Origin of the sequence: Burkholderia alba, from assembly GCF_034721475.1 — a bacterium.
Lineage (GTDB): Bacteria > Pseudomonadota > Gammaproteobacteria > Burkholderiales > Burkholderiaceae > Burkholderia > Burkholderia alba.
The window spans coordinates 126725-141188 of record NZ_JAWJWL010000009.1; the positions used below are offsets into that span (position 1 = coordinate 126725).

The following is a 14464-nucleotide window of genomic DNA, read 5'->3' on the forward strand; positions in this document are numbered from 1 at the left end:
TCGAACGGCGCTAACCCTGATGCGCCAACAGAAAATCGCATACGGCGCGATGCATGCGCGCGGCCTGAGGACTGCCGTCGAGCGCACGCCAGCAGCCGTGAACCAGCCCGGTGCCGAGCCAGAACCGGGCGTCGCCGCCCGCCGCGACGATCCGCTCCGCGTAGACCCGCGCGTCGTCGCGCAGCGGATCGTGCTCGACGCCGATCGCAAGCGTCGGCGGCAGGCCGTCGAAACGAGCGGCGTCGAGCGGCACGGTCCCCTCGGGCGGGGGCGCGTCGCCCCAGTAATGGCGGCAGTACGCGTACACGTCGGCGAGCGACAGCATCGGCGCCTGCGCCTCGGCGTCGCGCGCCGGCGGTTGCGGATCGAGACCCAGCATCGGATAGACGAGCGCCAGCGCCGCCACGCCGCCGCGCCCCGCATCGCGCAGCGAAGCGGCCGTGCAAGCGGCGAGCGTGCCCCCCGCGCTGTCGCCCGCGAGCATCAGCGGAAACGCGGCCGGACCGAACGGCAGCCGGCCGGCCAGCGCCGCCTCGGCCACCTCCAGACAATCGTCATGCGCGGCCGGCGCGCGATGCTCGGGCGCCAGCCGGTAATCGACCGCGATCACGTCGAGCCCGGTATCCGCCGCAAGCCGCGCGGTGATCAGTTCATGGCTATCGAGCGAGCCGACGACGAAGCCGCCCCCGTGGAAATACAGCACCGTGCCGCGCGCGGTCCGCTCACCGAGGCGATAGCGCCGCAATGCGATCGGACGATCGGCGCGCGACGCGAGCATCGCGTCGTCCGCGCGCACGCCGTCCGGCAGCGCCGGCGTCCACGCCGCCGCGAAGCGGTCGTACAGCACGCGCTGTCCGGCGGGCGGCAGGCTCGCCGCATCGGACGGATAACGCGCCGCGACCTGTGCGACGAATGCCGCGATCTCCGTTTCGAGCATGTCCCTCCCCGGCCGCGCCGTTTTCCCGCTAGCGGCGCGCGGGCGGCAGACCGATCACGCGGCCGGCCCACGCGGGCGCGGGCCAGTCGCGCTGCAGCCGCGCCAGCGCCGCCACCTGCTCGGCGACATCCGCATCGAACGGCGCCGCCGCCGGCCCGCCGGTATCGACATGCAGCAGCATCTGCTCGCTCGCCGACACCGCGCCGTCGATGCCTTCGGCGAACATCTCCAGATACAGATGCAGCCGTTTCGCGTCGTGCGCGAGCACCCGCGCATCGACCCGCACGCGCGTGCCTTCCTTGATCTCGTGCAGGTAGTTGACGTGCGCCTCGAGCGTATAGACCGAGCGGCCGCGCGCCTTGCGCGCCGCGTCGTCCAGCCCGATGCGATCGAGCAGCGCATCCGTCGCGAAGCTGAAAATCAGCAGATAGAACGCGTCGCGCAGGTGTCCGTTGTAGTCGACCCACTCCGCGCGCACGGTGTCCCGATGAATCGTCAGCGCCGTCGATGGCGTGGCTGCCGTCATGTATCACTCCTCGTAGCGCATCCCGTGACGCGCCTTCACCGCGGCGATCGCCGCGATCACTTCGGTAATGCACTCGTCGCGATAGCGTTCGAGCGCCTTGATGCTGTGCGGACCCTGCTGCTCCGTCGTGCCGTCGACGACCCGGTCGATCAGCGCGTCGGTCAGCTTCGGCGCGACCAGCTTGGTCCACGGCAGCTCCAGCGCGGGGCCGAACTGCTGCATGAAATGACGCATGCCGGCCTCGCCGCCCGCCAGTGTATAGGTCAGGAAGCTGCCCATGAACGACCAGCGGATGCCCGCGCCGAAGCGGATCGCATCGTCGATCTCGCCCGTGGTCGCAACGCCCTCGTCGACGAGGTGCAGCGCCTCGCGCCACAACGCTTCGAGCAGCCGGTCGGCGATGAAGCCGGGCACCTCCTTGCGCACCCGCAGCGGTCGCATGCCGAGCGAGCGGTAGACGTCCATCGCCGCGTCGACGGTTGCCGGCGCGGTGCGCGCGCCGCCCAGCACCTCGACGAGCGGCAGCAGATACACCGGATTGAACGGATGGCCGACCACGCAGCGCTCGGGATGCCGCGCCCGCGCGTAGAAATCGGTCGGCAAGAGGCCCGACGTCGACGAGCCGATGATCGCGTCCGGTTTCGCCGCGCGGCTGATCTGCTCGTGCAGTTCGAGCTTCAGCGCCTCGCGCTCGGGCGCGCTTTCCTGGATGAAGTCGGCGTTCGCGACGCACTCGTCGATGGTGGAGACGAACCGCAGACGCGCCTGCGCGGCCCCCGCCTTCAGGCCGACACGTTCGAGCGCGGGCCACGCGTTCGCGACGTTCGCGCGCAGTTGCCGCTCCGCGCCGTCGGCCGGATCCCAGACGACCACGTCGAGGCCGTGCGCCAGCGCGCGAGCAACCCAGCCGCTGCCGATCACGCCCGCGCCGATCGCGGCGAACGTCCTGATTTCAGTGATGACTGCCATGAACTCTCGATCCTCGTAAAAGAATGGGGCGGGACGCGTCGCGTCACGCGTATTCGGCCACTGCGCGCCGCTCGAGCGGCCGCTCGCCGCGCGCGGGCAGCCCGAGCTTGCGGCGCCCCTCCGCCGGCGTCAGCACGCGGCCGCCGAGACGCTCGACGATTTCCCTCGCGCGCTCGGCCAGCGTGCCGTTGCTCGCATGCACGCCTCGATCGAGCCACAGGTTGTCTTCCAGGCCGACCCGCACGTGGCCGCCCAGCAGCATCGCCTGCGCGACCATCGGCATCTGCATCCGGCCGATGCCGAAGCCGGCCCAGTGCGCACCCGGCGGGAGGTTGTCGACCATCGCCTTCATCGTGCCCGTATCCGCCGGCGCGCCCCACGGAATGCCGAGGCACAGCTGGAACAGCGGCGGATCGTCGAGCAGCCCCTCCTTCAGCAGTTGCTTCGCGAACCACAGATGTCCGGTGTCGAAGATCTCCAGTTCGGGCTTCACGCCGAGTTCCTGGATCCGCTTCGCGCCCGCCCGCAGCTGCGCGGGCGTCGACACGTAGATGTAGTCGCCGTCGCCGAAATTCAGCGTCCCGCAGTCGAGCGTGCAGATCTCGGGCAGCAGTTCCTCGACATGAACGAGCCGCGTCAACCCGCCCACCAGATCGGTGCCCTGCCCGAAGCGCATCGGCTCCTCGCCGGCGCCGATCTCCAGGTCGCCGCCCATCCCGGCCGTCAGGTTGATGATGACGTCGGTGTCCGACGAGCGGATCCGGTCGACCACCTCCCGATACAGCTGCGGATCGCGGCTGCCGCGGCCGGTGCGCGGATCGCGCACGTGGCAGTGCGCGACGGTCGCGCCCGCCTTCGCCGCCTCGATCGCCGCCGCCGCGATTTCCTTCGGCGTGACGGGAACCGCGGGATGCTTGCCGACCGTATCGCCCGCGCCCGTCACCGCGCACGTCAGGATCACTTCATGATTCATCGTTGTCGCCTCGTTTCGATGGAATGCGCCGGGCAGCCCGCGTCCGGCCGGCGCGGGAGGGTTACAGGCCCAGATACGCCCGCACCGCCGGCAGGCCATCCTTGCCGTCGTAGGTCTTCACGCCGGCGAGCCATGCGTCGAGCGCCTGCGGATTCTTCTTCAGGTACGCTTTCGCGGCCTCGGCCGGCTTCACCTTGTTCATCACCGACTGCATCAGCTGGTTCTCCATCTGCGTGGTGAAGCGCAGGTTCGACACCAGCTTGCCGGCGTTCGGACAGCGCGCGATATAGTCGGGCGCGGTCAGCGTGTAGACGCGCGCCTCGCCGTAGTTCGGCCCGAACGACGCATCGCCGCCCGACAGGTAGTTCATGCTGATCTGGATGTTCATCGGATGCGGCTCCCAGCCGAGGAACACCACCCATTTCTTGTCGCGGGTCGCGCGGTCGACCGTCACGAGCATCCCCGCCTCGCTCGACTCGACCAGCTTGAAGCCGCCGAGCCCGTACTGGTTGGTGTCGATCATCTTCTGGATCGTCGCGTTCGCGCTGCTGCCCGGCTCGATCCCGTAGATCTTGCCGTCCAGTTCCGCGCGGTGCTTCGCGATGTCGTCGAACGACTTGAGACCGGCCTGGTATACGTAGCTCGGCACCGCGAGCGTCGCCTTCGCGCCGGACAGGTTCGGCGGCTCGATCCGGTCGATCGATTTCGCGTCGAGAAACGGCTGCAGCTGATGCTGCTGCACCGGCCACCAGTAGCCGAGCGACACGTCGAGCTGCTTGTTCTTCAGCCCCGCGAACGAGATCGGCACCGACGCGATCGTCGTGGTCGGCTTGTAGCCGAGCCCGTCGAACAGCAGCGACGCGAGCGCCGTGGTGGACGTGATGTCGGTCCAGCCGATATCGGCGAAACGCACGGTGCGGCACGCGGCCGAATCCTGCGCATGAGACACCGCGGGCCACGCGCACGCGGCCGCCAGTACCGCGCCGAGCGCAGCTGTCGTTCTCGACTTCATGTTTCCTCCCTGTTCGACGGGTTGAGCGGGCCGGTCCGCCGGGGACGACGCGGCCTGCACCGTGGACTCCAAAGTAACGGGCCATATTCGCGCCAAGGCGACCGGTCGCGACGCTTTCTTGCCTGCCAGCGACTATGCGTAAAAACCATTAGCGCCACGCTCGCCTTTACCCGACAAGGCTTACAGGGTCGCGGATTATTGCCGAGCCTTGTCTCACAGCGCCGTGCTTGCTACGCTCGTCCCGTTCTCACGCCGCCCGCCTTCATGCCCGAAGATTTCCATTTCCTGCTGCTGCCCGGCTTCTCCGCACTCGGCTTCATGTCGGCGCTCGAGCCGCTGCGGGTCGCGAACCGCTTCCGGCCCGATCTGTACCGCTGGCACATGCTCAGTATCGACGGCGCGCCGGTGGTCGCGAGCAACGGCATCGCACTGAACGCCGAGGCGTCGTTCGCCGACGCCGATGCGGCGCGGACCGTGTTCGTGATGGCCGGGTTCGATCCGCTCGCGTGCTACACGCGCGCGCTCGGCGCGTGGCTGAAGCGCTGCCATCGCGACGGCGCGACGCTCGGCGGCATCGATACCGGCAGCTTCATCCTCGCGGAGGCCGGACTGTTCGAGCCGTCGCAGCCGCTGACCGTGCACTGGGAGGCGCTCGCGGCGTTCCGCGAACGCTATCCGCGACTGGCGGCGACGCAGGAGCTGTTCGAGATCGAGGAACGGCGCATCACCTGCGCCGGCGGCACCGCATCGATCGACATGATGCTGAACCTGATCGGCCGGCGGCACGGCGCGGATCTGGCCGCGACGATCTCCGAGCAGTTCGTCGTGAGCCGCATCCGGCTGCGCTCCGATCACCAGCGGCTCGAGATCGCCGCCCGGTACGGCGTGCACAACCGCAAGCTGATCCAGGTGATCGGCGCGATGGAGCGGCATATGGAGAGTCCGCTGTCGTCCGAGGCGCTCGCGTGCGAAGCGGGCATCACGCGGCGGCAGCTGGAGCGGCTGTTCAGCGCGACGCTGAAAGACACCCCCACGCATTTCTACCTGAGGCTGCGGCTCGAACGCGCACGGGAACTGCTGCAGCAGACCGACATGACGATCACGTCGGTGTGCGTCGCGTGCGGATTCGAATCGCCGTCGCACTTCTCGCGAACCTACCGCGCCCGGTTCGGCACAAGCCCGCGGAGCGATCGCAACGGCATTCGGTGACGGGCGGGATCACGGTTTGCCGGGAGAACGAGACCCGGCACGTGACAGCGGGTCAGCGTGCGGCGTCCTGGATCGCGCCGACGAGCTCCGCGTTGCTGTAGCCGCGCCCGCCGATTCCCCACGATTCGTCCGCCGCGTAGACGATGTTGACCCAGATGTGATCGCGCGGCAGCCTTCCGGCGGCGGCCCGCTCGACCGCCCCGGTCGCCGCGTCGATGAACGCCCGCTTCGCCTCCGCGCCCGCCAGCGCGATCTCCGGCAGCTTCAATTCGATGAACGCCGCCGGCGCGGCCTTGCCGCCGGCAAACACTCGCCCACCCGGCAGCACATTCAGCGTGCCGACCACGTTGCGAGTCATGAACGGATTGCCGCCGAGCTGCGCGACGTCCAGCAGCGCATCGGTCAGTTCGGCAAACACCTGGGATTCCGCCTCGGCGGACAGCAAACCCTCGGAAACAGTCAGCGTAATCGGCATGTCGACACTCCTGGTTGGGGGGAACCGGATAAGCCCGGGTCAAGCGGGTCGTGATATAAATACTGATCACTCTCTATACGATAGACACCGATTACTCTCTTATCAAGAAAAAGAGCGATCGCTCTCCCAATGGATTCCAGATGCGCTACTCCGCCGAACACAAGCAGCAGACCCTCGCCCGCATCGTCGAGGCCGCCGGACAGGCATTTCGCCGGGAAGGCTACGGCGGATCGGGCATCGACGACCTGACCAAGGCCGCCGGGGTCACCAACGGCGCGTTCTACGGCCACTTCAAATCCAAGCGCGATGCGTTCCGCACGGTGCTGCTCGCGGGGCTCGACCAGTTGCGCGATGCGATCGCGACGCTGAAGCACGACCACGGCGCACGCTGGCTGAAGCCGTTCGTCGCGTTCTATCTCGGCCCGAAGCGAACCTGCGATATCGGCGACAGTTGCGCGCTGCCGAGCCTTTCTCCCGAAGTCGTGCGCGCCGATGCCGACACCCGCTCGGCCTACGAAGCGGCGCTGCGGCGGCTCATCGACGAAGTCGCGACCGGCTTGCCCGATCGCGCGGGCACGGACCGCGACGACACGGCCATCGCCCTGCTCGCGCTGCTGTCGGGCGGCGTGACGCTCGCCCGCGCCGTACCCGACCCCGTGCTGTCGGAACGCATCGCGCAGGCGGTCGGCCGGTATGCGCTGAGCATGACGGCCGCGCCCAAGCGCGGTTAAACATGCAGTGTCCGATCCGGCGTGCCGGATCGGCGTCGCGACCGCGCCCCATATCGGCGGCCCGGTCGCGACGCAACGCGCTGCCGAACAGCCGCCGCCTCTCCCGCCTGCCGACGCCGTTCCCTTCAACAATCGCGCCGAGTCTTTCGATTTCCGAAAGGTTCATCGAAAATAATTCGAAATAACCGTGAAAATATTCTGTAATATGTTCTAAAAATAGATAGGCAGCCTAAGGAGATGAGAGCCCTTAGAGAACGCAAGCCGAATAGCGACGAAAAGGCTGCCGATTCATTCATTGATCCGAGGGGTATGACATGACGATGCCAGCAACGCCATCGCGGTTTCAGCTATCCGCTCACTCACCCTTTCCGCCTGCCGTCATCCGGCACTTCGCCGGCTCGCCTCCGCGATTTTCCGCTTCGCCCTGATGCTTAGTCATCCTTAATCACCAGCAGTAGCAACGCGCCTTGCCGCGACGGCTCCCGGGCCGCCGCGCGGGCCGTGTCGTCCTTGCACTTCCCGATGTTCGCCGTTCTTTCCACCTTTCGATACGAGGAACAGTATGCAGACATCCTGCAAAGCATTGCCGTTGGCATTGAGTGTTGCACTGGGCTTCGGCACCGCGCTGAACGCATGGGCCGATTCGAAGGTCGCCAATCCTCAGGCGCAGAGCATTCGCGACAGCCTGACGCGCGGCGTCACGCAGCCGGGTGCGAAAGCCGACAAGTCCGGCGGGCAATTCCGCGCGGACGGCGTCGCCGTCACGCTGTACAACCCGGCGTTCCGCGCGAAGCGCTCCGGCGCGCCCGCCGCCGCGGTCGCGCGCGAATTCGTCTCCGCGCAGGCCGCCCAGCTTGGCCTCGACCAGACTGCGCTCGCGAATATGGCGGTGACCGCCGAACGCAAGGACGCCGACTTCACCGTCGTGCGGCTACAGCAACAGGCCGCCGGGCTGCCCGTCTACGGCAGCGAGATCGCCGTGACGGTCGCGCCGGACGGCCGTGTGCTGTATGTCGCGAGCAATACGGTCAACGGTGTCGTGAGCGTGTCGGCCAAGGCACAGGCCGTCGATCGGCAACAAGCACTCGATCGAGCCCGCGCGTATCTCGGAGTGAGCGGCTTCACGAACCAGGATGCCGGCCTCGTCGCATTCGTCGACACGGCCGGCACGCATACCGCGTGGAAGGTGCGCGGCCGGCCGCAGGACGGGCCCAAGGGCGACTGGGAACTGCTGATCGACGCGAACAGCGGTGAAGTGCTGCGCGCCGAGGACAAGGCGTTCTACGCGACCGACGGCAGCGGTCTCGTGTTCAAGCCCGATCCGCTATCGTCGACCAAAAGCAGCTACGGCAGCACCGGCTACAAGGACAACAACGACGCCGACTCCCCGCAACTGAACGCGGCGCGCGTGCGCGTCACGCTGAAGGACCTCACGCAGTCCGGCAGCAGCTACAAGCTGGCCGGCCCGTACGCGGTCTGCGCCGATTTCGACGCGCCGCGCGACAACGCATGCCCGGTGCAGACGTCGACGACTTTCGACTTCACGCGCTCCAACCTCTATTTCGAGGCAGTCAACGCGTACTACCACATCGACACGTTCCTGCGTTACGTCAACCTGACGCTCGGCGTCAAGGCGCTGCCGTATCAATACTCGGGCGGCGTGCAGTACGACCCGCACGGCGAGTCGGGCGACGACAACTCGTCGTATTCGTCGAGCAGCGGCAAGCTGTCGTTCGGCCAGGGCGGCGTCGACGACGCGGAAGACGCGGACGTCGTGATCCACGAACTGGGCCACGGCATCCACGACTGGGTGACCAACGGCGGCCTGTCGCAGCAGGAAGGCCTGTCGGAAGGCACCGGCGACTATCTCGCCGCCGCCTACAGCCGCGACTTCAACCAGTGGAGCCCGTCCGACGCGCAATACAACTGGGTCTACAACTGGGACGGCCACAACGAGTTCTGGGCCGGCCGCGTCACCAACTGGAATGTCGGACGCACCTACGCGCAGGCGCGCGGCGCCGAGATCCATACCGCCGGCCAGTACTGGGCATCGTGCAACCTGGTCGCGCGCGACGCGATCGGCGGCCCGGCGATGGACAAGGCATTCCTGAAGGGACTGTCGATGACCAACAGCTCGACCAACCAGAAGGCCGCCGCGCAAGCCGTGCTGACCGCCGCCTCCGCGCTCGGCTACAGCAACGCGCAGCTGACCGCGATCGGCAACGCGTACAACAAGAGCTGCACCTACGCCGTCACCGTGCCGCAGAAATCGTAATGCCCGGCAGGCGGGGCGCGCCGCACGACCTGCGAGCCGCCCTGTTTCCCTCGACATCACCATCCCGATGAGATCGAACATGCCTATTCCGAAACAGCTTTCCGTCGCCCTGTGCGCCGCGCTCTGCGCCACCGTCGCGCAGGCGGCGCCGGTCTGGATCACGCTCGGCGATCCGGCATTCCGTCAACTGCAACACCTCGACCCGGGCGCCGCCGCGCAATACAGCCAGCCGCTCGCGGCCGGCCGTTCGCCCGACGGCGCCGCGCGCCGGGAGACCGTCCACATCGTGCAGATCGACGACGCCCTGCTCGGCGATCTGTCGCAGGCGGTGCATCGCGCGCGCGGCCACGGTCCGGGGTTCATCGTCCACGACTCCTATGAAGACGCCCGTCAGGCATTGCTACCGCCCGTCCTCTCGAAACAGGCGGCCGCGCCCGACTACGCGATCGCGAACTCGCAGCAGATCAAGACATGGCTCACCCAGCTCCAGGCGAGCAACATCGTCGGCACGATCACGTCGCTGACGGGGTTCACGAACCGCTACTACACGACGTCGCACGGCGTCGCCGCGTCCGACTGGATCACGCTGCAATGGAAGCAGCTCGGCGGCGCGCGCACCGACGTGACGGTCGAGCAGTTCACGCATGCGGGCTGGCCGCAGAAATCCGTGATCCTGACCATCAAGGGCAGCGATCCGGCCGCCGGCACCGTCGTGCTGGGCGGGCATATCGATTCGACGATCGGCCGCACCACCGCGAGAACGCGCGCGCGCCCGGCGCCGACGACAACGCGTCCGGGATCGCGAGCCTCACCGAAGCGCTGCGCGTGATCCTCGCGAACAACTACAAGCCGAAACGCACCATCAAGTTCATCGGCTATGCGGCGGAGGAGGAAGGCCTGCTCGGCTCGAAGGCGATCGCGAAGCAGTTCCGCTCGCAGAATGCGAACGTGGTCGGCGTGCTGCAGCTCGACATGACGAACTACAAGGGCGATCCGAAAGACATCTACCTCATCACCGACTACACGAACGCCGCGCAGAATACCTATCTGACCAATCTGGCCAGAACCTATCTGCCGGAGCTCGCGGTCGGCACGTCGCAGTGCGGCTATGCGTGCTCGGACCATGCATCGTGGACGGCGCAGGGCTATCCGGCGTCGTTCCCGTTCGAGGCGGACCAGAACGATAGCCCGTATGTGCATACCGTCAACGACACGCTCGCGAACTCGGACCGCCAGGGCAATCACGCGCTGAAGTTCGGCAAGCTCGCGCTCGCTTACGCGGTGGAGCTGGGAGACGGCGGCTCGATCGCGAAGCGATAGGCAACCGTCGACAGGCGGCAGATGGACGCCGCAACGCACATGGGCGCGACCCGCCGGGTTCGCGCCCATGTGAACGTCGGCTCGCGGCCGCATAGGCGGCGTCAGAACGAATGCCGCATCCCGATCCGCACGTCGGCCTGCGTCTGCGTGGTGGACGGCGTGAAGCTGTAGCCGATCACCGCGTTCACGCCGTTCGATGCGCGCAGGTAGTCGCCCGACAGGTAGATATCGGTACGCTTCGACAGCAGGTAATGCACGCCCGCCGAACCCTGGTTCCAGTGATTGCCCTCGAAGCGCGTGTGCTGGTACCCGGCGATGAAGCTGAGCGCCGGCGTGAACTGGTAGCTGCCGCCGCCTTCGTACACCTGCATGTGCGACGACTGGCCGAAGCCCTTGATCGTCGTGTACGTGAAGTTGCCCATCAGCGTCAGCTTGTCGATCGTGTAGCTCGACCCGATCCCGAAGGTGCCCTGGCTGTCGACGTTCATCGGCGTGTTCGCGTACAGATCGGTGATCTGGCCGGTCGCCGGATCGACGCTCACGGTCGGCTGGCCGAGGAAGGTCTTGGTGCCGATCATCGCGTACGGATCGAATGCGTAGATGCCGTTCGGGTTGTTGAGACGGGTGTACGCCGCGCCCACCATGAAATCGCCCTGCGCGAAATTCGCGCCGAGGCTGTATGCGCTGTTGCGATGGAAGTTGCCCGCGACGTTGCCGAACGAGTACATGCCGCCGAACTTGAAGCCGCCGAACGTATTCGACAGGAACTTCACCGAATTGGGCAGACGATCGCCGTTGAAGCGGTCGAAGTCGCCCTGGTGAATCGCGTAGCCGCTCCCCCACGACGAGATGTTGGTCGTGTAGACCATCTCGTTGGTCATGTCGAGCTGGTTGCCGAAGGACAGCGTGCCCCAGTCGTTCTGCAGGCCGACGAAGGCCTGCCGGCCGAACTCCGCGCCGCCGAAGCCGAGGTTGCCGTTGCCGAGCCGGAAGCCGCTCTCGAGCACGAATACCGCCTTCAGGCCGCCGCCGAGATCCTCGGTGCCCTTGAAGCCGATCCGGTTGCCGTACGACACCCCGTCGTCGAACTTGACGACGCGCCCGCCGCCCGAGTTGTTCACGTACGTGATCCCCGCATCGAGGATGCCGTACAGCGTCACGCTGCTTTGCGCATGGCTTGCGGTCGGCATGCTCGCCACCGCCAGCGCAATCGTGCTCCATGCGGCAACATTCGATTTCTTCATTGTCGACACCCCTTCCTGCCCGTTTCAATGGAAAGAGGATTCCACGCCTGTCCACGCGAATCCGCGATATTTGCTTGTATGACGCACTGCCACGACCACCATTGCGCATCCCATGCACAATCGGCACCCGTTGGCGAAAAATACAAACCCATATTTCGCGGCACCCGTCTGTAGGCGACGCCGAATGGTCCACAGGCGACCGGACGGGAAAACACCGAGGCACAGCCGCCGGAGCGGCCGCGTGCGTCAGTGGCCGGCCAGCGCCGCGCGCACCGCCGGCAGGCCGGGCGCGCCGGCCGTGGTGGTCACGCCGTCGAGCCATGCGTCGAGCAGCGCCGGATCGGCCTGCAGCGCGCGCTGCGCGGCCGCCGCGGCCGGCAGCCGCTCCTGCAGCATGGCCGCGATCATCCGGTTCTCGAGATCGACGGTCAGCGTCATCTGCCGGAACAGCCGCGCCAGGTTGGGGCACTGGCTCGTGAAGCCCGCGCGCGCCACCGTGTTGACGGTCGCGCCGCCGTAGTTCGGTCCGAAATACGCATCGCCGCCGGACAGGTAGGTCAGGCGGAATTTCGTGTTCATCAGATGCGGCTCCCACGCGAGAAACACGATCCACTGCTTGTCGCGCACCGCGCGCTCGACCTGGGTCAGCATGCCGGTCTCGCTCGATTCCACGAGCGTCCAGTTCGCCGGCCCGAGCGCCTTGTCGGCCATCATCCGCTTGATGTTCTGGTTCGCCGGCGCGCCCGGCTCGATCCCGTAGATCCGGTCGCCGAAGCGGTCCGCGTACGTCGTCAGGTCGGCGAAACGCCTGACGCCGGCCGCCGCCACGTAGTCCGGCACCGCCAGCGTGAATTTCGCGTTGCTCAGGTTCGCGTGCACGACCTCGATCGAGCGCTCGTCGACGAACGGCTTGACGAGCGGCGCCTGCGCCGGCATCCAGTTGCCGAGAAACACGTCGATCTGCCCTTTCTTCAGGCCCTGGTACGTGATCGGCACCGACAGGTTCGATACGCTCTGCCGGTAGCCGAGCCCCTTCAGCACGATGCCCGCGAGCGCATTGGTCGCCTCGATATCCGTCCAGCCGGGCGCGGCCATCCGCACGTCCCGGCAGGTCGCCGGTTCGGCCGCGTGCGCGGCGGCCGAGGCGATCAGCAGCAGCGCGGCAAGGGCGCGCGACAGCGGCGCGACGCGTGACTCTCGTTTCATGGCCTGCTCCGTCGTTGAAATCGGGAAAGAAGTTTCGTCCTACGAATGCACGCGCGGGAAGCGCGACATCGCTTCGAGCGCATCGAGCTCGAGGTGATTGCGCATGTAGCGCTGGCTCGCATCCTGGAACGGCTGCCAGTCCCACGACCGGATGCGGCCCTGGGTGGTCGCCTCGAAATGGAAGCGCCGCCGCCGCTGGCTCGCGAGCACCTGCCGGTGCAGCGCCGGCAGATCCCAGCGGCGCGCGGCTTCCGCCCGGCACGCGGCGAGCAGGTCGGCCGCGTGCGGCGCGCACGCCAGATTGCGCAGTTCGCGCGGATCGTCTCGCAGGTCGAACAGCTGATCGGGATCGGCCGGCGAATGGATGTACTTGTAGCGCCCGCGGCGGATCATCACGATCGGCGCGACAGCCCCTTCCGCCAGATATTCGCCGAACGCCTCGTCGTGCCCCGTGCCGCCCGTCAGGTGCGGCATCAGGCTGCGGCCGTCGACCGGATCCGGCCAATCGGCGCGCGGCGCGCCGGCCGCCAGCTCGACGAGGGTCGGCAGCAGGTCGACGTGCGATACCGACGCGGCCACCCGCGCGGCGGCGAACTGGCCGGGCGCATGCACGATCAGCGGCACCCGGCAGCCGCCCTCGAAGAAGGTCATCTTGTACCAGAGGCCGCGCTCGCCGAGCATGTCGCCGTGATCCGACGTGACGATCACGGTCGTGTCGTCGGCGAAGCCGCCTTGCTCCAGCGCCGCGAGCACCGCGCCGAACTGCGCATCGACGTAGGACGTCGCGCCGTAGTACGCATGCCGCGCCCGCCGGATCTGCGCGTCCGACGGCGGCGTGCGGTCGGTCTCGCATACCGCCCGCAGCCGCCGGGAATGCGGGTCGCTGTCCGCCGCGTCGAGACGCACCGCCGGCAGGTCGATCTCGTCGTCCCGGTACAGATCCCAGTATTCGCGCGTGATCGCATACGGATCGTGCGGGTGAGTCAGCGACACGACCATGCAGAACGGCCGCGTGTCGCGCCCGGCGGCCCGCTCGCGGGCGATGTCGTAGAGCTTCTGGCGCGCGCCGAACGCGACCTCGTCGTCGAAGTCGAGCTGGTTGGTGCGCACGCACGGCCCCGCGTCGAGCACCGACGACATGTTGTGATACCAGCTCGGCCGCTCGTCCGGCCGCGCCCAGTCGGGAACCCAGCCGAAATCGGCCGGGTAGATGTCGGTGGTCAGGCGTTCCTCGAAGCCGTGCAGTTGGTCGGGCCCGCAAAAGTGCATCTTGCCGGCCAGCACGGTGCGGTATCCGGACGCCCGCAGGTAGTGCGCGAAAGTCAGCGTTTGCGCGGGTAATTCGGCGGCGTTATCGTAGGCGCCTATCGCGGCCGGCAGCTTGCCCGTCATCAGCGAAAACCGCGACGGCGCGCACAGCGGGCTCGCGCAGTAGGCCGACTCGAACACGACGCCCTGCGCGGCGAGCCGGTCGAGGTGCGGCGTGCGCGTCAGCCGGTGGCCGTAAGCGCGCAGCGCGAACGGCGTCAGCTGATCGGCCATCAGGATAAGGATATTCCGCTTTGTGTTAAGCATCGCGCGTACCGT

The 14464-nt window shown here is 67.5% G+C and carries 12 protein-coding genes and 1 pseudogene; 4 read left to right on the top strand and 9 right to left on the bottom strand.

Annotated features, from left to right (window positions below; translation table 11 throughout):
• Window positions 1-10: 10 nt before the first annotated feature.
• The 5 genes from RZR99_RS12600 to RZR99_RS12620 all read right to left on the bottom strand — a co-directional run bounded on the left by RZR99_RS12600 (window position 11) and on the right by RZR99_RS12620 (window position 4417).
• The gene (locus RZR99_RS12600) at window positions 11-937 is read right to left on the bottom strand and encodes an alpha/beta hydrolase (RefSeq protein ID WP_323120097.1); all 927 of its coding nucleotides are present in this window, start codon (window positions 935-937) and stop codon (window positions 11-13) included.
• A 28-nt stretch (window positions 938-965) separates the two neighbouring features.
• Window positions 966-1463 (bottom strand): thioesterase family protein, encoded by a 498-nt coding sequence (locus RZR99_RS12605; RefSeq protein ID WP_323120098.1) that lies wholly within the window; start codon window positions 1461-1463, stop codon window positions 966-968.
• Between the two features lie 3 nt (window positions 1464-1466).
• Entirely contained in the window at window positions 1467-2432 is a 966-nt protein-coding gene (locus tag RZR99_RS12610; protein ID WP_323120099.1) for an L-carnitine dehydrogenase, read from the bottom strand.
• Between the two features lie 43 nt (window positions 2433-2475).
• Window positions 2476-3405: a BKACE family enzyme gene (locus RZR99_RS12615; RefSeq protein WP_323120100.1), complete on the bottom strand. Its 930-nt coding sequence runs from the start codon at window positions 3403-3405 to the stop codon at window positions 2476-2478.
• Between the two features lie 61 nt (window positions 3406-3466).
• Window positions 3467-4417 carry a choline ABC transporter substrate-binding protein gene (locus RZR99_RS12620; RefSeq protein ID WP_323120101.1) on the bottom strand — a complete coding sequence of 317 codons (951 nt, stop codon included), beginning with the start codon at window positions 4415-4417 and terminating at the stop codon, window positions 3467-3469.
• Window positions 4418-4681: 264 nt separating this feature from the next.
• On the opposite strand from RZR99_RS12620, the gene RZR99_RS12625 reads away from it, so the two are divergent.
• A complete protein-coding gene (locus RZR99_RS12625) occupies window positions 4682-5626 on the top strand; it encodes a GlxA family transcriptional regulator (protein ID WP_323120102.1) in 945 nt (314 codons plus the stop codon).
• A gap of 52 nt (window positions 5627-5678) precedes the next feature.
• On the opposite strand, the gene RZR99_RS12630 is transcribed toward RZR99_RS12625, so the two are convergent.
• Window positions 5679-6101: a tautomerase family protein gene (locus RZR99_RS12630; protein WP_323120103.1), complete on the bottom strand. Its 423-nt coding sequence runs from the start codon at window positions 6099-6101 to the stop codon at window positions 5679-5681.
• 140 nt (window positions 6102-6241) lie between these two features.
• Between RZR99_RS12630 and RZR99_RS12635 the strand changes: the two genes are divergently transcribed.
• The 3 genes and pseudogenes from RZR99_RS12635 (at window position 6242) to RZR99_RS12645 (ending at window position 10427) form a co-directional block, all read left to right on the top strand.
• Window positions 6242-6832 carry a TetR/AcrR family transcriptional regulator gene (locus tag RZR99_RS12635; protein WP_323120104.1) on the top strand — a complete coding sequence of 197 codons (591 nt, stop codon included), beginning with the start codon at window positions 6242-6244 and terminating at the stop codon, window positions 6830-6832.
• Between the two features lie 562 nt (window positions 6833-7394).
• Window positions 7395-9107, top strand: a complete 1713-nt coding sequence (locus RZR99_RS12640; protein WP_323120105.1) for a M36 family metallopeptidase — start codon at window positions 7395-7397, stop codon at window positions 9105-9107.
• 79 nt (window positions 9108-9186) lie between these two features.
• Window positions 9187-10427, top strand: a pseudogene (locus tag RZR99_RS12645) (M20/M25/M40 family metallo-hydrolase).
• Between the two features lie 101 nt (window positions 10428-10528).
• On the opposite strand, the gene RZR99_RS12650 reads toward RZR99_RS12645, so the two are convergent.
• The 3 genes from RZR99_RS12650 to betC all read right to left on the bottom strand — a co-directional run bounded on the left by RZR99_RS12650 (window position 10529) and on the right by betC (window position 14452).
• Complete coding sequence (locus RZR99_RS12650; RefSeq protein WP_323120106.1) at window positions 10529-11671, bottom strand: porin; 1143 nt, start codon at window positions 11669-11671, stop codon at window positions 10529-10531.
• 246 nt (window positions 11672-11917) lie between these two features.
• Window positions 11918-12877 (bottom strand): choline ABC transporter substrate-binding protein, encoded by a 960-nt coding sequence (gene choX / locus RZR99_RS12655; protein ID WP_323120107.1) that lies wholly within the window; start codon window positions 12875-12877, stop codon window positions 11918-11920.
• 39 nt (window positions 12878-12916) lie between these two features.
• A complete protein-coding gene (gene betC, locus RZR99_RS12660; RefSeq protein ID WP_323120108.1) occupies window positions 12917-14452 on the bottom strand; it encodes a choline-sulfatase in 1536 nt (511 codons plus the stop codon).
• Window positions 14453-14464 lie beyond the last annotated feature (12 nt).